Source organism: Chitinibacter tainanensis DSM 15459, assembly GCF_000429785.1.
Classification (GTDB): domain Bacteria; phylum Pseudomonadota; class Gammaproteobacteria; order Burkholderiales; family Chitinibacteraceae; genus Chitinibacter; species Chitinibacter tainanensis.
Window position 1 is genome coordinate 70770 of record NZ_KE386952.1, and the last position, 20301, is coordinate 91070.

Consider the following 20301-nt stretch of genomic DNA (forward strand, 5'->3'; position numbering starts at 1 on the left):
ATACCCACCATTAGTATGCGCCGTGTCCACTGACCACCGTGCGGATGGTTTTGCAGACAATCGCGATGTCATACCATAGATTCCAGTTTTTCACATACCACGCATCCAGCGCTACCCGCTCGGCATAGGTGGTGTCATTACGACCGGATACTTGCCACAAACCGGTCAGGCCCGGGCGCGCTTCAAGATAAAAATCTACTTTATCGCCGTAGCGCTCCAGCTCGGCGGCGATCACCGGCCGTGGGCCAACCAGGCTCATTTCGCCTTTTAGCACATTCCATAACTGGGGAATCTCATCCAAGCTGGTTTTGCGCAAAAACGCCCCAATGCGGGTAATGCGCGGGTCGTTTTTCAGTTTGAAATCTTTATCCCATTCCGCCCGCGCAGCCGGATCGGTGGCGAGTAAGCGCTCTAACACTTCCTGACTGTTGTGCACCATGGTGCGAAATTTCCAGCACTTAAACGGCACGCCATTCATGCCGATGCGCTCGTGGCCAAAAAACACCGAGCCCGGCCCGCCCTCTTGCTTCACCCGATACAGCACATACAACAACAGCGGCGAGAGCAACAATAGCCCCACGCTGGCGCCAAAGAGATCAAAGGCCCGCTTCAGCCGGATTAAAGGCTTCACCATCAGATTATTGCGCACCCGCAGCAGCAGCACTTCATGGCTAAAGAAGTGATGCGGTACCACGCCAAATAGCGGCAAACCGGCTATCGGCGGAATAATGTGGATGTCTTTGTAGCGCAGCGATAATTGCTCCACCTGGCTACTGAGCTGTTGTAGCTCATCCTGATTCACCGCCACCACCACATGCGGGCGGCCATTGGCGGCCAGCCACGGCAGTAATTCTTCGCGCGCGAGCTTCACCACCGGCAGGCGTTCGTCGCCAAACACGAGTTCATCCTCCGCAGCGGCCTCGGTAGACACAAAGGCCTGCACGCTAAAGCCCAGCGTGGGCTCGGAATGCATGGCGCGATAGGCGTCTTGCGCATTCACCCCAGCGCCGATAATCACCGTCGGTAATTGCCACAGCCCGGCGCGCAGCAGCGCGCGTTTAACCAGATGGCGGCAATAAGGCAGCAGCACCAGCGCCAGCCCCCACGACACCGGCCACAAAAACCGTGACACGGTAAATTTGCCCAGCAGCACCAGCATGCCATTGAGCAAGGCCGCCAGCAGCAAGGCGCGCAGCACTTCCAATAGCTCATCCCAGAATGGCAAGCGCAGGCTGTAATGCCCGCGCCACCAGAAGCTGGCCACCGTGATCAGCGCCAACCCTAGAAACGCCAGCCCCTGCTGCTGGCCTTCCCACACCCACCACAGCTCCATGCTGGCGCCGATGCGGTGATAACGGAACAGCCACAACAGCAGCATCGCCAGCCCGAATGACAAGGCCAAGGCGGCAAAATCGGCCAGCGCGAGCCAAGGCTTGGCCCGCTCGGCGTGCAGGTGTTTTTCTTCTTGCATCATGGTGTTTCCTGCCCCTGTGGGGGAATGCCGTAAGCGGCGTACAAATCATTCATCATCCGGCGCAAAGAGTAATGCGCCTGCGCAAACTCACGCGCAGCATCGCCCAGCTGGGCGCGCGCCTCGGCATCGGCCACTAGGCGACGCAGCGTCTGGCTAAATTCGTCAGCAGTATTGACCAAATAGCCGTTGACGCCGTTTTGCACCAGATCGCGGTTGCCCACCACATTGGTCGCCAGCACCGGCAGACCGGCCGCCATGGCTTCGATCACTGCCACGGGCAAGCCTTCCCAGCGACTGGTTTGCAGGTAAATATCCAGCTGCGCCAGCTCGCGCAGCGCCACAGCGCGCTCGCACCAGCCCAGCACCTGCACCCCTGCAGTGCGCAGTCCCGCTTCGCCACTGGCATCGCCCCCCCCCACCCAGACAAAATCAACCGGCAAATCGCGACATTGGGCCGCAATTTCGGCAAACAGCTCAGGATTACGCGCCAACGTCACCCGACCCACCGTGCCGATACGCAGCCGTGCGCCACCCGGGCGCGCGGGGCTGATCAGCGCCAGATCAATGGCGTTATTCACCACCCGTACATTCGGGCTAAGGTGAGTCCGAATTTCCTCTGCTTCGGAGGGCGAGCATGCCAGAAACGTCACCGGTACCCCAGCCAGGATTTTCTCAATCCCCAGAAAAATACTATTTTTCAGGCGCCCTTCGGCCCGCTGCAAAAACGACAAGCCGTGCGGCGAGAAAAACCAGCGCGGTCCGCCCGGCTCGGCCCACATGAGGCTCACCAGTCGGCCAATCGCGCCAGCCTTACTTGAATGCAGATGCACCACCTCGGGCTGCAAGTCACGCAGCCAGCGATACAGCGCCCGACCGGCCCGAAAATCATTCAGCGGATGGATTGCGCGCTGCATCGGCAGATGAATACAGGCCACCGCGCTGGCAAACAGTGCACGCCAATTGGCCGGCGTTTCTTCGCGCACCGAATGGATCACCGTCACTGCATGCCCATCGGCCGCTTGCTGGTTGGCCATGGCCGACACCATCGACAACGTACCGGCGCCAAAAGATTCAACCACATGCACGATCCGGCTCATTGCATATCCTCCGCTGCTGGCCGCGGTGCGCGGCGCAAACGGGCTTTGAGCTTAAAGGCCAGCTCATACGGTAAGGCCAGCAGCGCCAGCGTGCGGGCGATGCCCGCCAGTGCGGCCGGGCTGCCATCAAAATAGCGCCGCTGCAGTTTTAATCTCGACTGCAGCTGAATGCGCCGCTTGCCTAGCGAAATACCGTTCGGGTCGAGTTCGTAGCGAATTAAAACATCCGGTAAATTGGCCACCTGGTACTGCCGCGCTAACGCCCAAAACAGCGCGTAATCTTCAGCCGCCGGCACATCCAGCGGATACCAGCCCACCGCCTCGGCCGCACTTAACCGAAACAGCACGCTAGGGTGAATGTAGGCCGAGTTTTTCTTCATGTAGCGCAAAATCTCGGCATGGGTGCACGGATGGCGTAACACAAACTGCTCAACCCCCGCCTGATCGACGAAGCTAGCAGCGCCGCCCACCAATACCACCCCTGGGTGTTGCTCTACAAACGAGAGCTGGCGAGCGATACGATCAGATACATTGCAATCACCACAATCCAGCCGCGCGATCCACGCATAGCCACGCGCCTTGGCCCACTGCAGGCCGGCATTCAGCGCCCCTTCAATTCCCTTGTTTTGCGCGAGGGATAAAATGCGTAAAGTGCCTTGACCGGTAAATGCTGCCTGCGCTACTGCGCGGTCTAGCGGCGCTTTAACACTGCCATCATCCACCACTAACACATCGCATGGCTCATTGGGCCCGATGCTGGCCAGCGATTGGGCCAGGCCAGCCGGATTGTTGTAATGCGGAATCAGCAGCAAAACCGGCTGCGACGGTTTAATCTGTTCGTCCATTAGCTTTCCAGCACGGCAAACGCCGGGTGGTAAATAATTTCGCCTTGCGCCTGTTGCGAGCCAAAGGCGCGCGAGAGCACATACTCGGGCGGAATCCCAGCCGAAGTCAGGGCCGGGTCGCCGCTCAATCCAAAGCGCTGATAGTAGCCAGGCTCGCCCACCAGCACACAGCCTGCCGCCCCCATGGCTTGCAATTCATGCAACACGGCCAGCATCAACTGCTGGCCAATGCCTTGCCCTTGCAGCGCCGGCAGTACAGCCAACGGCGCAATGCAGTACCAGCCCTCAGCGCTCATCGGCAACTGCACTGGCGAGGCACACACCAGCCCGCACAGCTGCTCACCCTGCCAGGCACACAGTGCCACGCTCAGGCCGCCCTGCTCGCGCAAGGCCTCCACCAGTCGATATTCCTGATTTTGGCTATGCGGATGCTGGGCAAAGGCCGCTTGCAATACAGCCGTGATGGCCGCGGCATCGGCGGCCGTTGCCGCCCGGATGGTCAATTCCATTTCCCCACTCCCAACAGTCGCTTCAGCCGCCGGGCTACGGTTAAAGGCAGCAGATACGAGGCGCCGGCCTTGGCCAGCTTCAGCGCCGAGCGCGGCTGCCAATCGAAATACCGCCACAGCAATTTCAGCCGCTGGCCCTGTTGCAAGCGGCGTTTGCTCATCGAAATACCGGCATCATTGTATTCGCTGCGGGTCAGCACTTCGGGTAAATTGGCCGTTTGATAGCGGGCCACAAACTGCCAGAACCAGGCAAAATCTTCCGCGGCCTTGCAGTCGGTGGGATACAGGCCCAGCTCACGCACACCCGCCATGCGAAACATCACGGTCGGATGGGTGAAGGCATTGTCGTCATGCATTTGCCGCACGATCTGGGCATGGCTTTGCGGCTGATGAATGGTAAAGCGATCACCGCTGGCATCAAAAAACGTCACCGCGCTGCCGACTAGATACACCGCCGGCTGCGCATCCAGAAACGCCGCTTGCTTGGCAAAGCGATAGGGCGCAACCACATCATCGCAATCAAGTCGGGCGCCATATTCATAGCCGGCAGCCAGCATGGCTTCCAGCCCGGTATTCAGCGCATATTCAATGCCGCAATTATGCGGCAAATAGTAAAACTTCAGCTCGCCCTGCGCGCGAAATGCCGCGCGTGCGGCAGCTTCATCCAGCGGCGCACGGGTACTGCCATCATCCACAATCACCACATCCAGCGCTTCATCCGGCCCAATCGAGGCCAAGGAGGCACACAGGCCGGCCGGATTATTAAAATGCGGAATCAGTAAGGCCACACGATTCATTGCGAGGTTCTCGTACTGGCCAGCAAACTGGCCCAACGGGCCAAAATCTGGCTTTGGGCATAGTGCTGCGCCCGTTTAAACAGGAAATTTTGCAAGACCAGCGCCCGCTCTTGCTGGCGCTCGATCAACTCGGCCAGTGCAGTGCCCGTGGCGTCGGGCACCACAAAATCACTGCGCCGATCGCCAAATAGCTCGTACACACCGCCGGCATTGGTGCTGGCCACCAGCACCCCCATCGGCATGGCTTCGAGCACCACCAGCGGACAACCCTCAAAACTGGAAGTCAGCAGCAGCACATCGGCCTGCGCCAAATAGGCGGCGACATCGGCCTGGCGCCCGGCAAAATGAATCTGCGCCCCCAGCTGACGTTCGGCCACCTGTGCCGCCAGCTCGGCTTGCATTGGGCCGTCGCCAACAATGGTCAGCGTGGCGGCGATGCCGCGCAGATTGAGCGCGCTCAAGGTATCTAGCCACAGCTGTGGCTGTTTTTCTTCGGCAATCCGCCCCACAAACAATAGCCGCAGCGGCGCGCCTGGCGCCCGTGCTTGCCAGTGCGGCCAGTCTTGCTCGGCATCGACAAAATTAGGCAAGACCTGCCAACCGGCGCGCGGTGGCGTTTCCAACCAGCGGGCCAATGAGGTACGCGCATGCTCAGATACAAACACCAGCTCCGCCAGGCGGCGATACACCCACTGGCAGGCATGCCGGTGCACCGGGTTCATCCGCGCGAACTGATCCAATTCAAATAGCGGGCCATGCACCCAGCCAATCACCCGCTTACCCAAACCAAAGCTGGCGGCGTAGGCCATATACAGCGGCAGCAAAAAGGAGCCGGCCAGCACCACATCGTGCCCACGCACAATCTGCCGCACCGCGCGCCAGCCCCGCCACCACGTCTGCGGGCGCAGAGGCTGCCATTGTGTGGAAACATCAACCACCTTGACCTGCTTAATCCGCTCGCGCCATAAATTGCTACTGCCACCGAGCAACACCAGCGTCACTTCAAAGCCCAAGGCGCACAGCCCCTCGCCCACCAGCACGGCGCAACGCTCAACGCCGCCAAGGCCAAGATCTCGCAATAGGATTGCTACCTTCATGTCGTAGCTCCGCCAAAAGCCAGCACATAATTTTCATGTTGCTCACAGCCTAACTCGAAATAGCTTCGGCCGACTTGTCGCATCCCTTGGCGATGATAAAAGCGGATTGCATTGTGGTTAGCGTGATAAACACTTAACCAGAATTGGCCTAGCTGACGGCAAAGCTCTGCAAATAAGGCATGGCCAACGCCTTGTTGTTGGAATCGTGGTTGAACATAGAGCCGACTCACTTCAACACCATGCTCAGTTGCCGAATTGGCCAGACCAAACACCGCAAAGGCGACTACTGCACCATCTAGCGTTGATACGAGGCAGTTATTTTGTGCCAATTCGCCCTGTATTTTTTCTGGAGTGAACGCATGTAAAACGTAATCCGCAAATTGCGAATTTACACCCTCAGCGTATGTATCTAACCAAACTTGTATTGATAGAGCGGCTAAAACGGCAGCATCGCTGGCTTCAGCAGGGCGAATCTGGAAACCATTCATGGTTTCACCTTGCGCCACACATAATCTGACATCACTAATCGCAAACTTTGCTTCAATAGTTTTTTTCGCTCAGCCTTAGGCGGCGGCATCTGCAATGCCAGCCGCAGTACCGCTGGCGCATCCAGCAGGCTCACCCCGCGGCTTCGCTGCAGCGTATCCAGCCACCATTCGCCCAAGGCGCCACGGCTTTCGGGGCGTAAGGCCAGCAGCTGGCGGAAGAAATCGCACATCCAGCGCCATTCGGCATGATTCAGTAAACGGCTCGGTTCAGCCAGCTTGGCAAACTCGGCAGCCAGCGGCTGCAAAGCCACCGGTAGGGCGTGGCCAGCGTAGTCTTCGCGCACACGCTGCGCGGTAATCAGCAAGGCGGCTTTTTTGGCTTGCGTGACTTGCCCACGATGGGTGCGATAGTGCAGCAGCACTTGGGGCACATTGCCAAAGCGCACGCTGGGCTGCCGGGCCAGCTGGCACCACAGGGCATAGTCTTCGGCATGCGGCGCATCGGCTGGATATGGATGAGCTTTCAGTAAGCTCGTGCGCGCCAAAATACTCGGGTGAGCCAGCGGTGTATTAAACAGCAAAGCCAAACGGATCTGCGCATCGGTCACGGGCGTATGCCACTCGCCGCGCCGCTCGCCAATAAAGCCAACCCAGCTGCCGCACACATCCAGCTGCCACTGCGCACAATAGCCCAGCTGCACCGCCAGCCGCTCTGACCGGCACAGATCGTCGGCATCAATGCGGGCAATCCATTCCCCGCGCGCGGCGGCAATCCCCTCGTTCAGGCTGGCAATCAGGCCACGATTTTCGCGGGTAATCACCCGAAAGCGGCTATCGCGCTCAGCGGCCGCCAGCAAAATCGCTAGGGTGGCATCGCTAGAGCCATCATCAATGGCCACACACTCCCAGTGGGTATAGGTCTGCGCAGCAATGCTATCGATGGTTTGCTGCAGATACTCTGCCGAGTTAAAACACGGCAATACAAAAGACACCAGCGGATTCATGCTTGCCCCTCTACCACGGCAGCTTGGCGCACGCGCGCCATCACTTGCCGCGCCCGCCAAAAAAAGGCTAGGGTAATAAAGCCTTCAACCAGCAACACCGACTGCGCCGCCCGCAGGCCGGCTTGCGTCGCACCGGGCACCAGCGCGCACATCAGCGCCACATTCAGCACCCCGGCAGCAATCAGCACACGGCTAAAGTAGCGCTCCTCACCAAACACTAATAAGGTTTGCTGACCAAACACCAGCGACACCGCCCCTAATAGCACCACCGGGGCAAACCACCACATAATCAGTTGCGAGTCGCCCAGCGCCACCAGGGCGCGCGTGAGGCCCGATTGCGCGCCCAGCCACTCTTGTGCCAGCGGGGTAAACAGCGGCAAAAACAGCGCCAGCGCCAGCGTCATCGCCAGCCCCACGCCGCCTTGCACCCACAGTGATTTGCGTATCAGTCTTAGCGCCGCTGGCGGCTCATGCGCGGCCAGCTGGGCAATGCGCGGGTACATGCCCTGCACAAACGGGCCAATCAGCCCCTGCGCGATATACACCAGCTTGCTGGCAGCGGCGAATAAACCCACCTGCAGCGGTGCGGCAAACATCCCCAGTAGTACGGTGGTTGAAGTGGTGTAGAGGCTAGTAGACACTGCCGAGAGAAAAAACGGCCAGCTCAGCTTTAATACCTGACGTATCTCGCTCAAAGGCACGATTTGCAAGGCTGGGCGAGCAATACCCCACCCGGTAACCCACCATAGCAAACCCGCCAGCATTTGCGGTGTGGCCTGCAAAATCACTGCCAGCGCCACATCGTCAGGGCTATTGACCCAATACAGCAAAAAGCCCAGCGTCAGTGCGCGGGCCAACACCATCAAGCCAGAAGCCAGCTGCAGCTTTTCAAAACCTTGGAAATACCAGAGCGGAAACAGCACCGCGCTCGCCACATACAGCTGGCTCCAGAAAAACACCTCGGCATGGGCGCGCCAGCTATCCAGCCCCAACGTGAGCCCGAACAAAAGCACGCACGAGGCCAGCATCAGCAGCAGCTTGGCCCAAGTGACTCGCCAGAAAATCCGCGCCGCCGCCTGCGGATCATGCCGCGCCTGTGCGACTTCGCGCACCGCCGAGAGATTAAAGCCAAAGTCGGTCAGCAACACGCCATATTGCACGCAGGCAAAGGCAAAGTTCATCACGCCAAAGCCTTCGCTCCCCAGCTGCACCAGCAGAAAAGGGAAGGTCACGAAGGACACGACGTAATTGAGGCCCTGTACCAGATACAGAGCCAGAATATTCGATCTTAAACGGGCAGCGCTCACCCACACACCTCAAGGCCAATCTCGCACCGGCGAGTGCCGCCATTTTACGCGCTTTCGCAAGCTGGCCTGTAACAGTATGCGCACGGCGGCGGGCTGAAAAATGCCCCTGATCAAAGCTGCGCACAGCGTAGGCGCGCCCAGTTTGCGGCTAAGGCTGTTGCTGGCCGGGGCGCAAGCCGACCGGCGGCGTTGCCTCAACCCCATTGACCCAATGCACCTGGCGGCGTGGGCCTTTGAGCTGGCCATCGTAGCGCAGCGGAGCGGGCGTAGCGTCAGCCGGTGCTGCTGCGGCACTGCGCTCGGTGGTGAGCTGCTGGGCGCGTTCGTGCGGATTAAAAAACAGCCGCCCCCAGGAATCGGCCGCCAGCCCCAGCGGGCTAAGCGCCAGCAACACGGCACACACCGCCAGAGCCAATCGCTTCATGGCGCCTCCGCATCATGCATGGTGAGTACATCGTAGCGGCAATCCAGCCGCAGCGGCAGCGCCTGAGCCGGCACGCGCTGCCACAGGCATTCGCGCGCCACCGCCTGCCCCGGCAATTGTCGCAACTGAGCGTGTAGGGCAGAAAAATCCCACTCGGAGCTGGCCTGCCACTGCAGATGCAGCTCACTGGCATACAGTGCCAACCCCTGCTCGGGCGTGGCCCCTTCTTTCAGCCGGCGCGGATTAAGGCTGTAGCTCAGCTGCCATTCTGGGTGCGCGCGCGCCAGTGCGGCCAGTTGCTCGACCCAAGCCAGACGATTTTCCGCGCTCAATACGCCGCGGCGCTGCAGCTGACTGGCTAATGACTGATGCCGCTGCACGGCATCCCACGCCAATTTAGCCGCTTCGGTGCTGGCCACTTGCGCGCGCAGTCGTTGCTGCTGCGCATCCAGCTCGCTCTGGCTTAACCACACATAACCTTGCCCCACCAGCAATAACACGCCCGCCATCAGTAGCGCGGTACCAAACCACAGCACCGGGCGGCGTATCAGCGCGTAATCACTGCGCCTGAGCTGCGACCAAATAGCATCACTCATGGGTTAACTCCGGGGCGGGCCAATTAAGCTGCAGCACAAAATCGGCGGGTATTGCTCTAGAATCAGCCACCTGATTGAGTTGTGGCTGGATACTCGCTTTCGAGCGGATATCCAGCGGCCATTGCACCACGCTAATCTGCACACCAGCCAGATCGTGTTGCAGCGCTTCTTGTAGCGCCCGCACTTGCTGCAAAGATTGCCGGTGCGCCTGCCGATCGGCCACCCGCCCGCGCAAGGTAAGCTGCTGCGCCAGCCATGGATTGGGCTGCGCTTGCGGATCAGTCATCTGCGGCTCAGCTGGCACCGCACCATTCGCCGCGGCATCGGCAAGCACAGCCGGCGCTAGGGTTTGCCACTGCACTTCATCCAGCGTTAAACCCGGCAAACCCAGTAGTACCTGGCTCACCGCCTGCAGCGTGCGCTCCGGATCGGGCGCTGCCTGCAAATGCTGCCCAGTAAAGCGGGCCATGGTCTGCAAGCGCAAAGGTGCACTGGCCGCCGCACCATGCAGGCGTTGACTGTAGTCACGCTCCTCGCGCTGCAGATGTTGCCAACGCTGCTCAGCCAAACCCAGCTGCTGCTGCAATTGGGTAGCCTGCCACCAGCTTATGGCGGCCAGCCCCGCAGCCAGCAACACCAACACCACCGCCCACTGATACAAATGCCGCCCTAAGCGGTACAGCCAATCGTATTTCAGCACCGCAGCGGGAGCATACTGATTGGCCAGCTTGCCACTCACCAGTAGGCGTAGCAGCGACTCTAGCCAGTGCTCGCTGTGCACTGGTAGCCGCAAGCGCTGCGCCAGCTCGCCCTGCGGCGTTTGCAGCTGCAAATCAAACGCGCCAGCCTCTTCACCCAAGGCCGCCGGCAAGCCACCCATCGCGGCCAGCTGGTGGCCATCGACCAGTAGCCACACAGGTAAGCGCACATCGCGCCCTACCAGCCGCAAAGTACTCAGATATTGCCGCGCACGGTGTAATTCGCTGGCCAGATCATGTAATTGCTCATCCGGCTGGCTTGCGTGGCTGGCATTAAAAATCGCCAGCCGGCTAAAGCGCAGGCCTTCATGGGTAAAAAAGCTTTGCCGCCATTGCCCGGGGCGCAAACTACTCATCACCAGCACCTGCGGCGGATGCTGCGGCATCCGTTCCAGCAAGGCTTGCGTGAGCAGCGCCAGCGAATACACCCCGACTACCGGCCATTGCCGCGCCAGTAAGGGCGCCATCACCCGCTCCAGCAGTTCGCCATTGAGCAAGGCGGCGAGCTGCACCCGATCGGGCTCGCCGCGCCGGCCAATAGCAGCCCTAAAATCACGGTCATCGTGGGCTCAACCAGCGCTTGCACGCGCTCAATCGCCTCTTTGATATCGCGATCATAAAAATACGCCACATTGGCCAGCGCCCCATCGAGCTGGCCGGTGTTTTCGCCGATCCGCAGCATGCGCAGCACCAGCGCCGGAAACAGCCCCACCTGAGCAAAGCTGGCACTCACGCCCTGCCCCTCGCGAATTTGTTGCCCCGCCTGCGCCACTGCAGCGGAGAGCACCCGATTGCCCATAATGCCCTCGCAAATCTGCAAACATTCCAAAATGGGCAGCCCGGCGCCGTAGAGCAAACCAAAAAACCCTGCGAAGCGCGCCAGCACAATCTTTTTCACAATCGGCCCCAACACCGGCAGACGTAAAAGATAGCCATCGGCCTGCATTTGAAAAGCCTCATCCTGCTGATAGCGCCAGCGGCCTAACAGCAGCAGCACCACAGGCAGGCCAATAATCGCCCACCAGGCATTGGCAAACAGGGTAGAGAGCCACAGCAGCAGCTGGGTGCTGAACGGCAAGGTTTGCTTCATCGCAGTGATAAATGCCACTAGCTGTGGCACCAGATAAATCAGCAAAAAACACACCACCGCAAACACCAACACCCCGACAAACGCCGGATACATCACAATCCGGCGCATGCGCGAGACCAATTCATCCTGCCATTTAATCGCCTCGGCTAACTTACCCAGCACCGTAGGTAGCTCACCGCTGGCTTCGCCGGCACGGATCAGGCTCACAAACACCTGATCAAACACCTGTGGATGCGCAGCCATGGCTTGGGATAGCTGCTGCCCGCCTTCGATATCTTCAATCAGATTGGCCGCAATCTCGCGCATTTGCGGCTGATCCACGCTATCGCGCAAATCAACCAGGCCCTCCAGTAGCGGCACACCTGCGCGGGTGAGTTGCTCCAGATGAAAACAAAATTGAATCAGCTCACGGCGATGAATCCGCCGGGCACCCCACCAGCGCTGCGGGGCCGCCCGCGCCTCAATCAAGGTGAGCTGCAGACGCGCCAGGCGGATTTCCAAGTCGGCCACATTGGTAGCGGCCATCTCCCCCTCCCGAATACGCCCGCCCGCTTCGGCGGCCCGATAGCGAAACTGCATCAGCTCACCCGCTCGGTTAGGTCAATCACCCTTGCGATTTCTTCCAACGCGGTTTCCCCGGCCAAAACTTTGCGGCAGGCATCATCGGCCAGCGGCACAAAGCCTTTGCGCAAGGCTAATTGCCGGACTTCGCGCTGCGAAGCACGGCGGGCAATGAGCTCATCGAGCTCACCATCCAGGCGCAGCAACTCCATCACCGTGGTGCGCCCGCGATAGCCCTGATGCTCACATTGCGGACAACCCACTGCGCGATAAATGGTTTGGGGCTGGCGGATACCGAGCAAACGCTGTTCGAACGCATCGGGCTGATAGGCTTGTTTGCAGTGCGAGCAGAGAGTGCGCACTAGGCGCTGGGCAATAATGCCGATGATATTGCCGGTGAGTACGTCGGGTAGCACGCCAATATCCAGCAGCCGCGGCAAGGCGCCGACTGCCGAGCTGGTATGCAGGGTGGAATACACCTGATGCCCGGTCATCGCGGCGCGAAACGCCATTTCGGCCGTATCCCGGTCACGAATCTCGCCAATCAGGATTACATCCGGGTCTTGCCGCATCATGGCGCGGATGCCGTTGGCAAAATCCAGCTTGCTCACTTCATTCACCGAGGTTTGCCGGATCATGGGCAGCGGATATTCCACTGGGTCTTCCAGCGTCATGATGTTCACCGCCACCGAATTAATGTGATTCAAAATCGAATATAGGGTGGTGGTTTTGCCCGAGCCGGTGGGGCCGGTGACCAAAATGATCCCCTCCGGGCGCGCAATCATCAGCCGCAATAGATCAAGGTTGCTCCGGCTCAAGCCAAGCTTATCCAGCGGCACCAGGCCTTTTTGCCGATCCAAAATCCGCAGCACCAGATTTTCGCCCCAGCTAGTCGGCTGCGCCGACACCCGAAAATCCAGGCTACGGCCCGACAGGGTGAGCGAAATTCGGCCGTCTTGCGGCGCCCGGGTTTCGGCGATATTCATCCCTGAGAGCACTTTCAGCCGCACCACCATCGCCGGCCAATAGGTTTTATGCAGCGCGCGGATTTGCCGCAAGACCCCATCAATGCGGTAGCGGATCCGCACAAACGAAGGCTCCGGCTCGAAATGCAAATCTGAGGCACCCCGATTCACCGCATCGGCCAAGAGTGCATCAATCAGGCGCACCACCGGCTGGCTGTATTCAGCCTCGGCCTGCGCGAGGCTGCCGTAATCAATTTCGCCAGTTTCGATTTCGTGCAAAATGCCATCAATCGAGAGCTCGAAGCCATAATATTGGTCAATCGCTCTGACGATATCCGACTCGGCCGCCAGCAGCGCTTCGATCCGATATTGATCTCGGGTTTGCAGCCGCAGCTGATCCAGCGCCACCAGATTATTCGGATCCACCATCGCCACGGTAAGCACAGCCGCCGCGCTATCCAGCCCCACCGGTAAAGCCAGCAAGCGTTTGGCCAGCTCTTTGGGAATCAGCCGGATCGCCTGCAAATCCGCCACGGTGCGGCTCAGATCAATGCTGTGGTGACCGAGATTTTCCGATAGCGCTTCGCGCAGCACCCCTTCCGAAACAAAACCCAGCGCCACCAGTAATTTACCCAGGGGGGTCCCCGAGCGCCGCTGCTCCAAGAGGGCAATACGCAGCTGGTCTTCTGTGAGCAGCCCTTTTTCAACTAGCAGTGCGCCGAGGGGCAGGGTTTTCTTGGTGTTGCTCATCAGTAGCCCGCCAATCGCAATTGCGCCAGCCGAGCTTCGGCGGCCGCGCTGGCAAACTGCGCTGGCCGCTGCTGCGCCAGCTGCAAGGCTTGCTGATAAAACTCGGCTGCCAGCTTGCGCTGCCCTAGCTGATCCAAACTCACCGCCAAATTAAACGCCAGATCGGGCTGACTGGGGTCGGCCTGCCAAGCCGAAAAATACAACGCCTGCGCTGCTGCCCATTCCCCTCGCTGCGCATGAAACTGCGCTTGGGCGAGCGGGTTGCTGACCTCACCACCTTGCTGGGTGTTTTGTGCCGCCATGGCTTCATTACCACTCGCGGCCTGCAGGCTGCGCACAGCTTGTTGCACCGGCGCATCTTGCGGATTCAGCGCGAGCAAATGCTGATAAACCCCTAGCGCGGCGGGAGCATCATCCCGGCGCAAATAAATCGCGGCCAAGCCCAGCAAGGCATCGCGCTGGCGCGGTTCGCGCTGCAACACCGCCCGATATTGCCGCTCTGCCAGCGATAGATCGCCCCGCTGATACGCCTGATACGCCGCCTGGACTGTGCTGGGCGCACTGGCCACGGTACGCACAAACCGTACCTCGGGCGGTGCAAAGGTCGCTGGCAGCTTTGCCACAGGGGCGGCAGCCGCCGGCTCTTTTTTATCTTGGGTATTGCCAGCAACATCAATATTTTCTTTTGGTTCAGATGAATACCCTATAGCCGTATTGGATGCATCTGGTTGCGACTGCGCCAGAACGGCCGCCACCTCGGCCCCGGTGTCGGCCGTCGCCACCGCAGAAGCCGGTGCACTGGCGATGACGCGGGCAGGTGCATCACTACTGCGCGTGAGCTGCTGGTATTCCCAACCCAACCACGCGGCCATGCCCAGCAAAAATACCGTGCCGCCAAGCGCCAGCCAGGGCAATAAGCCACGCGATTGGCTACGAGTTTGGCCAGCCCACCAGCTGGTGGCAGGCGGCGAAGTGCTGGTGGTCTCGGGCGCAGGGGGAACATTCACCACCGCTGCAGCTTGCGCGGGGCTGTCTGGCGCACGCGCGGCAGTCGTTACCACCTCAACCGCCGGGGGCACAATCACCTCTGCCACGAGCTGATCACTGGCCATCGTTTCCTGCTGCGGCAACTCAGCCTCGCTTAAGACCGCCTCGGCTAGTAATGTTTGCCGAGCCGTAGCGGGCTCGCGATTGGGTTCCGCATCCTCAGTCGTTGCTTCGGCCACTAAACTTAGCGGAGTATCAATAGACGAAGGCTGCTCAGTGGCGGTATCGACTGGCAATCCATGTTCAGATTCGGCATTGCTTGGGCTCTCAACGCTCTGAACAGATGTGGTTGTGGCCGTTGCCGGGCCGCTTTCCCAATCCAAGGTGGGCCACGACGTCTGCGGCTCCAGTTCTGTTGCCGCTGGGGGCATGGGCTCGGCGGTGGCGTTAGCGGCTGAATCCGCATTTAAATCAGCAGCAGGCGTTTCAAACTCCAGCTCCAGCGGCGGCTCAGCCTTTTCGGGCGCAGCATCACCTTGCTCTCGCTGCCGCGCGGCGTCTTTAAGCGCCTGCAAATACGAGCCGATCATTGCGCTCTCGCTTTGGCCGGCAATGGCACTAGCCCGCCCTGAAAGGCCGATAGTTCTTGATCACTGCTGCGCTGAAAAAAATCATCCCCCGGCAAGAAGCGCTGATCACTGGCCTGCTCGGCGGCAAGCCCTTGCTCGCGCACCACAATCGGGCGCAAAAACACCACTAGCTCAATCTTGCTGACCTTATCATCGCGATAGCTAAACGCATCGCCGAGCACCGGCACACGCGACAAGCCCGGCACCCCCTGCCGACTGGTAACTAATTTGTCTTGAATTAAGCCGCCGAGCACGGCCGACTGGCCGCTGGCAATTTTCAAGGTGGAATCAAACTCGCGCACCTGCAAAACCGGCACAAGGCTTTGCACCGGGCGATCCGAATTACGGCTGATCAGTGCCACGGCGGGGTCTTCAACATAGCTACTGATATTGGTGATCGTGGGGCGCACATTCATCGAAATCAGCCCGGTTTCCGCGACCTGCGGCGTCACCTGCATCACTAGGCCCACCGGCACGGTATGCAGGGTGGAGGTGTAGGTGCGGCCAGTGACCACACCATCGGTGTTTTTATCTTCTTCAAGTTGCAGCGTGAAATACACCTGCTCTTCCACCACTTTCATCACTGCGGTCTGATTATTCAGCGCAATAACCTTGGGGCTGGATAGCACGCGGGTGCGGCCAAACTGCTCCAGTAATTTAAGTGTGGCAGTGAAGTTGCTGCCCTTGTAGCTGAGATAAGTCATCGGAGCCGCGCCCAAATTGGCGCCAACCAGACTTTGCCCCAGCGACCAGCCCGAGCCGGAAGCGATACGGCTCCAATCCACCCCAGCCTGATATTGGTCCCCCAGCGCCACCTCCACGATGGTGGCTTCGATCATCACTTGCCGCTGGGCCGAGGCCTGCACCATGGCCAGAAACTCAGCGACTTTTTGCTGATCTTTGTGGGTAGCGCGCACGCTGATGGTGCCGCTTTCCGGATTCATAATCACCTGATTGGCCGGAATATTCACCGTCGTCGCCCCGACCACTGTAGTGGCGTTGGCTTGCTCGGCGCGGCTTTTGCCGGCCTCGGCAGCGTTTTTCTCAGCTTTGCTCAGCGCCTCGGTCAGCGCAATGGCGGTTTTGGCATCGGTGGTTTTCTGGCTCAAGGTTTGATTAAGCTGAGTGGCCACATTGGCTAACACCGGCTGGGTCAGGGATGTGCTAGTCGGCGCACCATCGCGAATGCCAAGCATTTCTTTTAGATTGGTTTCTAGTCTTTTCCAGAACTGATGTGGGTTTTCACTGTCAATACTGGTAGTTGAGCTATTGCCACCACTATTTGTCCCGGTTTGGCCGCCCGTGGTTACCGAATTCAGAATCGCCACATTGGCCTTCATATTGCGCGAGAGATTGAAGTAATCGACTTTGTAGGTTTGCAGATAAGGTCGATCAGGCATCACGGTGAGCACGCCCTGCTCAAAACGCCAATGAATATCCACTTGGCGGGCAATTCGGGTCAGGATCTGCGGCAGGGTTTGGTTGATGGCATTGAGAGTCACCACCCCTTGCACTTCTGGATGCACATCAACATTAATCCGCGCGTCGCGAGCCAGCGCAAATAAAAGGTTATGCACGGGCAGCTGGCTAACTACCACGCTGTAGGTTTCCAAAGGCGCACTGGCCGCGGGCTGCGGTAGATAGGGGATCACTTTAACCGGCGCCGGGATCTCATCGCTGGCCGCGACGGCCGAGGCCTGTAAATGCCGGCCTGCGACGGGAGATAAGCCAGTGGTGCCAGCGCACCCCGCTAGTAGCCCAATACCGATCGCCAACGCCAGCTGTCGCATGCGAAATCCAGTCTAAAAAGGAATAGCCTTATTCTAGGAAACCCCATTGCAAATGCCAGCTCACAGTAAGAATCGCGCCGCAAAGAATGTGAATTTTCCACTTTCGGCGCGTTTTACCCCACTCTGGGTGCGATCAAGAACAATTAGCAACAAACTACCGCTTGGTATCCCTGAATGCCTTACCGTAAAATTGCAGCTATGCCACTGATTGAATTCGAAAACGTCAGCTTTGCTTATGACGACACACCGATCTTGCGCGATGTCTCGCTACAGATCGAAGCCGGCCAGCTGGTCGCCATCATGGGTGGCTCGGGCTCAGGTAAAACGACGCTGCTTAAATTGATCGGCGGGCAGCTGCGCGCCCAGCACGGTCGGGTGCTCGTGGATGGCATCGAGGTGAGCCGCCTAAATGAAGGCGAGCTGTATCAGCTCCGCCGCAAGCTGGGCATGCTGTTTCAATTCGGGGCGTTGTTTACTGATTTGTCGGTCTTCGACAATGTGGCTTTCCCGCTGCGCGAACGCACGCAGCTGCCCGAATCCATGATTCGTGATCTGGTGCTGATGAAGCTCCAAGCGGTGGGGCTGCGCGGTACCGCCGACTGGATGCCGCAGGCCTTATCCGGCGGCATGGCGCGGCGGGTGGCGTTGGCGCGAGCCATCGCACTCGATCCGCAAGTCATGCTTTACGACGAGCCCTTTACGGGTCTTGACCCCATTTCGCTTGCGACCGTGGGACAGCTCATTCGCGAGCTCAATGACGCTCTGGGCACGGCGTCGATCGTGGTCACCCACGATGTCGCCGAATCGTTGGCGATTGTCGATTATGTGTACTTCCTTGACCAGGGTCAGCTGGTAGCCCAAGGCACGCCGGCGGCCGTACGCACCTCAACACATCCATTTGTGCAGCAATTTATCAATGCGCAGCCCGATGGCCCCTTGCCCTTTCATAAGCCGGCACCACCCTACGCCCAAGCTTTGGGGGTGCAGGCATGAAGCTATTATTCGACTTGGTTTCGCGCCTAGGGCAGCCAGTCACCAACACCCTGATCAAACTGGGCTTTGCCGCCCGTTTCCAGCTGGCGATTTTGCGCCACTCGGCGACCGCATTGCTACGCCCACAGCTCACGCTGCGTGAAATCTGGTTTGCCGGTGTACTGTCGGTGCTGATTATTGTGGTGTCGGGGCTGTTTGTAGGCATGGTACTGGCGCTACAGGGCTATGACACCTTGCAACGCTTTGGCGCTGCCAGCTCACTGGGGATTTTGGTGGCGCTGTCACTGGTGCGCGAGCTGGGTCCAGTCGTGGCAGGGCTGCTGTTTGCCAGCCGCGCCGGTAGCGCAATCACCGCCGAAATCGGCCTGATGAAAGCCACCGAGCAGCTAGCGGCGATGGAAATGATGGCGGTCAACCCCATCGCCCGCGTCGTGGCGCCGAAATTCTGGGGGGGCGTGATCTCCATGCCTTTACTGGCGGCCATGTTTAGCGCCATGGGGATATTTGGCGGCTACCTGATTGGGGTGCAGCTGCTGGGCTTAGATGAAGGCAGCTTCTGGTCGCAAATGCAGGGCGCGGTGGATTTTCGCTTGGATGTCATGAATGGGGTCATCAAAAGCCTGTTTTTTGGCTTTGCTGTCTCACTGATCGCCGTCTTTGAAGGGTATGATGCGCCCCCGACCGCCGAAGGCATCTCGACGGCCACCACCCGCACCGTGGTCACCAGTGCGCTGGTGATTCTGGCTCTTGATTTTATTCTGACCGCCTTTATGTTTCGGGGAGTGTAAATGAAACGTGGCATGATCGATTTTTGGGTCGGGCTATTTGTCCTGGCCGGCATGGCGGCGCTGATGTTCTTGGCACTCAAGGTCAGCAGCCAAGGCAATTTGCCCACCGGCAGCACCTATAGCCTAACCGCTGATTTTGAAAACATCGGCGGGCTGAAAGTACGTGCGCCAGTCAAAAGCGCCGGGGTTGTCGTTGGCCGGGTAAGCCAAATTAGCCTAGACCCACAGCGCTATGTCGCCAAAGTCACTTTGGATGTCGATAGCCGCTACCAATTTAGCCGCGATAGCTCAGCCGAAATTTTAACCTCCGGCCTCTTGGGCGAGCAGTACATCGGCATTACCTCCGGCGCCGAAGAGAAAACCCTCAAAGCCGGTGACACTTTCAAAATCACCTCTTCAGCGATTGTGCTGGAGCAGTTAATCAGTCGTTTCCTGTTTAGCCAGGCCGACAAAGAGAAGGAAAAACAGGAATGATCAAACTCGTTAAACAACTGCTGCTGGCCACGAGCCTGAGTTTTGTAGCCCATAGCGCCATCGCCAGCGACAGCCCCGAGCAGATCGTGCGCTCATCCAGCAAAGACGTGCTGGAAATCATCAAAAAGAACGACAAAGATCCGGCAAAAACCCGTGACCTGGTTGATGCACGCCTCTCGCCGCTGGCCGACTATAAACGCATGACCGCACTGGCCACGGGCCAATACTGGAAAAGCGCGACTACGCCACAACAAGAAGCGCTCACCAACGAATTTCGTGCCATGCTGGTGCGCACTTACCTGAGCGCCCTTACTGTTTACAAAAACGCGCAAATTAATATCAAAGGCACCCGCGCCGGGAATGATGCCGATGAACAAACCGTGCGCACCGAAGTCAGCCTGCCAGGCCAAAAACCTATCCCGCTCGATTTCAACTTTGAAAAGAATGGCAATGAGTGGAAGGTGTACGACATTAACGTCGATGGCATCAGCTTTATCAATAACCACCGTAATCAATTTGGCGCAGTGATCCGCAAAGACGGTATCGACGGCCTGATCAAGCAATTAGCGGCCCGTAATAACGCCGCCAAGCAAGGCAAGTAAGATGCAGCTGTATCCAGTGCCCGCCACCCTCACCCACGCCAGTACACCCGCCTTGCTGGGCGCGCTGGATGGCTTGCTGGCGGCAGGGGATCTGACACTGGATCTACAGGCCGTTACAACGCTGGATTCCAGCGCCGTGGCGCTCTTACTGGAATGGCGTCGCCGGGCGCAGGCACGGCAGCGGCAACTAAGCTATCAGGGCTGCCCGGCCGCCCTTGGTCAGCTGATTCGGGTTTATGGCGTGCAAGATCTCTTGCAAATCAAAGTTTAAGCGAC

Annotated in this window: 21 protein-coding genes; 5 read left to right on the plus strand and 16 right to left on the minus strand. The window is 59.1% G+C overall.

Annotation, left to right across the window (positions count from 1 at the left end):
• Positions 1-10: 10 nt before the first annotated feature.
• The 16 genes from wbaP to G482_RS18625 form a co-directional block, all read right to left on the minus strand.
• Complete coding sequence (gene wbaP / locus G482_RS0112625) at positions 11-1474, minus strand: undecaprenyl-phosphate galactose phosphotransferase WbaP (protein WP_028450328.1); 1464 nt, start codon at positions 1472-1474, stop codon at positions 11-13.
• Complete coding sequence (locus G482_RS18605; RefSeq protein ID WP_051259008.1) at positions 1471-2571, minus strand: glycosyltransferase; 1101 nt, start codon at positions 2569-2571, stop codon at positions 1471-1473. Before G482_RS18605 ends, wbaP begins: the two co-directional genes overlap by 4 nt.
• Positions 2568-3416, minus strand: coding sequence for a glycosyltransferase (locus G482_RS0112635; RefSeq protein ID WP_034619724.1), 849 nt, complete (start codon positions 3414-3416; stop codon positions 2568-2570). Before G482_RS0112635 ends, G482_RS18605 begins: the two co-directional genes overlap by 4 nt.
• Positions 3416-3925 (minus strand): GNAT family N-acetyltransferase, encoded by a 510-nt coding sequence (locus tag G482_RS0112640; protein WP_028450330.1) that lies wholly within the window; start codon positions 3923-3925, stop codon positions 3416-3418. Before G482_RS0112640 ends, G482_RS0112635 begins: the two co-directional genes overlap by 1 nt.
• Entirely contained in the window at positions 3916-4722 is an 807-nt protein-coding gene (locus tag G482_RS0112645) for a glycosyltransferase (protein WP_028450331.1), read from the minus strand. Before G482_RS0112645 ends, G482_RS0112640 begins: the two co-directional genes overlap by 10 nt.
• Positions 4719-5819 carry a glycosyltransferase gene (locus tag G482_RS0112650; RefSeq protein WP_028450332.1) on the minus strand — a complete coding sequence of 367 codons (1101 nt, stop codon included), beginning with the start codon at positions 5817-5819 and terminating at the stop codon, positions 4719-4721. Before G482_RS0112650 ends, G482_RS0112645 begins: the two co-directional genes overlap by 4 nt.
• Positions 5816-6307: a GNAT family N-acetyltransferase gene (locus G482_RS0112655; RefSeq protein WP_034619725.1), complete on the minus strand. Its 492-nt coding sequence runs from the start codon at positions 6305-6307 to the stop codon at positions 5816-5818. The genes G482_RS0112650 and G482_RS0112655 overlap by 4 nt, the downstream gene beginning before the upstream one ends.
• Positions 6304-7311, minus strand: a complete 1008-nt coding sequence (locus G482_RS18610; protein ID WP_051259009.1) for a glycosyltransferase family 2 protein — start codon at positions 7309-7311, stop codon at positions 6304-6306. Before G482_RS18610 ends, G482_RS0112655 begins: the two co-directional genes overlap by 4 nt.
• Positions 7308-8618: an oligosaccharide flippase family protein gene (locus tag G482_RS0112665; protein WP_169721081.1), complete on the minus strand. Its 1311-nt coding sequence runs from the start codon at positions 8616-8618 to the stop codon at positions 7308-7310. The genes G482_RS18610 and G482_RS0112665 overlap by 4 nt, the downstream gene beginning before the upstream one ends.
• A 148-nt stretch (positions 8619-8766) precedes the next feature.
• Entirely contained in the window at positions 8767-9042 is a 276-nt protein-coding gene (locus tag G482_RS18615; RefSeq protein WP_051259010.1) for a hypothetical protein, read from the minus strand.
• Positions 9039-9638: a hypothetical protein gene (locus G482_RS0112675; RefSeq protein ID WP_028450335.1), complete on the minus strand. Its 600-nt coding sequence runs from the start codon at positions 9636-9638 to the stop codon at positions 9039-9041. The genes G482_RS18615 and G482_RS0112675 overlap by 4 nt, the downstream gene beginning before the upstream one ends.
• Complete coding sequence (locus G482_RS0112680) at positions 9631-10908, minus strand: hypothetical protein (protein ID WP_028450336.1); 1278 nt, start codon at positions 10906-10908, stop codon at positions 9631-9633. The genes G482_RS0112675 and G482_RS0112680 overlap by 8 nt, the downstream gene beginning before the upstream one ends.
• The gene (locus G482_RS18620) at positions 10863-12065 is read right to left on the minus strand and encodes a type II secretion system F family protein (RefSeq protein ID WP_084414672.1); all 1203 of its coding nucleotides are present in this window, start codon (positions 12063-12065) and stop codon (positions 10863-10865) included. Before G482_RS18620 ends, G482_RS0112680 begins: the two co-directional genes overlap by 46 nt.
• Complete coding sequence (locus G482_RS0112690) at positions 12065-13762, minus strand: GspE/PulE family protein (protein WP_028450337.1); 1698 nt, start codon at positions 13760-13762, stop codon at positions 12065-12067. Before G482_RS0112690 ends, G482_RS18620 begins: the two co-directional genes overlap by 1 nt.
• Positions 13762-15339, minus strand: a complete 1578-nt coding sequence (locus tag G482_RS0112695; protein ID WP_028450338.1) for a tetratricopeptide repeat protein — start codon at positions 15337-15339, stop codon at positions 13762-13764. The genes G482_RS0112690 and G482_RS0112695 overlap by 1 nt, the downstream gene beginning before the upstream one ends.
• Complete coding sequence (locus G482_RS18625) at positions 15336-17168, minus strand: pilus (MSHA type) biogenesis protein MshL (RefSeq protein ID WP_051259011.1); 1833 nt, start codon at positions 17166-17168, stop codon at positions 15336-15338. Before G482_RS18625 ends, G482_RS0112695 begins: the two co-directional genes overlap by 4 nt.
• A gap of 174 nt (positions 17169-17342) precedes the next feature.
• Between G482_RS18625 and G482_RS0112705 the strand changes: the two genes are divergently transcribed.
• Genes G482_RS0112705 through G482_RS0112725 form a run of 5 tightly spaced genes read left to right on the plus strand, consistent with a single transcriptional unit; the run spans position 17343 to position 20296 of the window.
• Entirely contained in the window at positions 17343-18161 is an 819-nt protein-coding gene (locus G482_RS0112705; RefSeq protein ID WP_034619727.1) for an ABC transporter ATP-binding protein, read from the plus strand.
• Positions 18158-18949, plus strand: coding sequence for a lipid asymmetry maintenance ABC transporter permease subunit MlaE (gene mlaE / locus G482_RS0112710; protein ID WP_028450340.1), 792 nt, complete (start codon positions 18158-18160; stop codon positions 18947-18949). Before G482_RS0112705 ends, mlaE begins: the two co-directional genes overlap by 4 nt.
• Positions 18950-19423 carry an outer membrane lipid asymmetry maintenance protein MlaD gene (mlaD, locus tag G482_RS0112715; protein WP_028450341.1) on the plus strand — a complete coding sequence of 158 codons (474 nt, stop codon included), beginning with the start codon at positions 18950-18952 and terminating at the stop codon, positions 19421-19423. It abuts the gene before it with no gap.
• Positions 19420-20025, plus strand: a complete 606-nt coding sequence (locus G482_RS0112720) for an MlaC/ttg2D family ABC transporter substrate-binding protein (RefSeq protein WP_028450342.1) — start codon at positions 19420-19422, stop codon at positions 20023-20025. Before mlaD ends, G482_RS0112720 begins: the two co-directional genes overlap by 4 nt.
• Position 20026: 1 nt before the next feature.
• Positions 20027-20296, plus strand: a complete 270-nt coding sequence (locus G482_RS0112725) for an STAS domain-containing protein (protein ID WP_028450343.1) — start codon at positions 20027-20029, stop codon at positions 20294-20296.
• The last annotated feature ends 5 nt before the right edge of the window (positions 20297-20301 follow it).

Bases quoted from the DNA above. Each gene is read 5' to 3' on its own strand.
- wbaP (WP_028450328.1), bottom strand. From the start codon at position 1,474: ATGATGCAAGAAGAAAAACACCTGCACGCCGAGCGGGCCAAGCCTTGG.
- G482_RS18605 (WP_051259008.1), bottom strand. From the start codon at position 2,571: ATGAGCCGGATCGTGCATGTGGTTGAATCTTTTGGCGCCGGTACGTTG.
- G482_RS0112635 (WP_034619724.1), bottom strand. From the start codon at position 3,416: ATGGACGAACAGATTAAACCGTCGCAGCCGGTTTTGCTGCTGATTCCG.
- G482_RS0112640 (WP_028450330.1), bottom strand. From the start codon at position 3,925: ATGGAATTGACCATCCGGGCGGCAACGGCCGCCGATGCCGCGGCCATC.
- G482_RS0112645 (WP_028450331.1), bottom strand. From the start codon at position 4,722: ATGAATCGTGTGGCCTTACTGATTCCGCATTTTAATAATCCGGCCGGC.
- G482_RS0112650 (WP_028450332.1), bottom strand. From the start codon at position 5,819: ATGAAGGTAGCAATCCTATTGCGAGATCTTGGCCTTGGCGGCGTTGAG.
- G482_RS0112655 (WP_034619725.1), bottom strand. From the start codon at position 6,307: ATGAATGGTTTCCAGATTCGCCCTGCTGAAGCCAGCGATGCTGCCGTT.
- G482_RS18610 (WP_051259009.1), bottom strand. From the start codon at position 7,311: ATGAATCCGCTGGTGTCTTTTGTATTGCCGTGTTTTAACTCGGCAGAG.
- G482_RS18615 (WP_051259010.1), bottom strand. From the start codon at position 9,042: ATGAAGCGATTGGCTCTGGCGGTGTGTGCCGTGTTGCTGGCGCTTAGC.
- G482_RS0112675 (WP_028450335.1), bottom strand. From the start codon at position 9,638: ATGAGTGATGCTATTTGGTCGCAGCTCAGGCGCAGTGATTACGCGCTG.
- G482_RS18620 (WP_084414672.1), bottom strand. From the start codon at position 12,065: ATGCAGTTTCGCTATCGGGCCGCCGAAGCGGGCGGGCGTATTCGGGAG.
- G482_RS0112690 (WP_028450337.1), bottom strand. From the start codon at position 13,762: ATGAGCAACACCAAGAAAACCCTGCCCCTCGGCGCACTGCTAGTTGAA.
- G482_RS0112695 (WP_028450338.1), bottom strand. From the start codon at position 15,339: ATGATCGGCTCGTATTTGCAGGCGCTTAAAGACGCCGCGCGGCAGCGA.
- G482_RS18625 (WP_051259011.1), bottom strand. From the start codon at position 17,168: ATGCGACAGCTGGCGTTGGCGATCGGTATTGGGCTACTAGCGGGGTGC.
- G482_RS0112705 (WP_034619727.1), top strand. From the start codon at position 17,343: ATGCCTTACCGTAAAATTGCAGCTATGCCACTGATTGAATTCGAAAAC.
- mlaE (WP_028450340.1), top strand. From the start codon at position 18,158: ATGAAGCTATTATTCGACTTGGTTTCGCGCCTAGGGCAGCCAGTCACC.
- mlaD (WP_028450341.1), top strand. From the start codon at position 18,950: ATGAAACGTGGCATGATCGATTTTTGGGTCGGGCTATTTGTCCTGGCC.
- G482_RS0112720 (WP_028450342.1), top strand. From the start codon at position 19,420: ATGATCAAACTCGTTAAACAACTGCTGCTGGCCACGAGCCTGAGTTTT.
- G482_RS0112725 (WP_028450343.1), top strand. From the start codon at position 20,027: ATGCAGCTGTATCCAGTGCCCGCCACCCTCACCCACGCCAGTACACCC.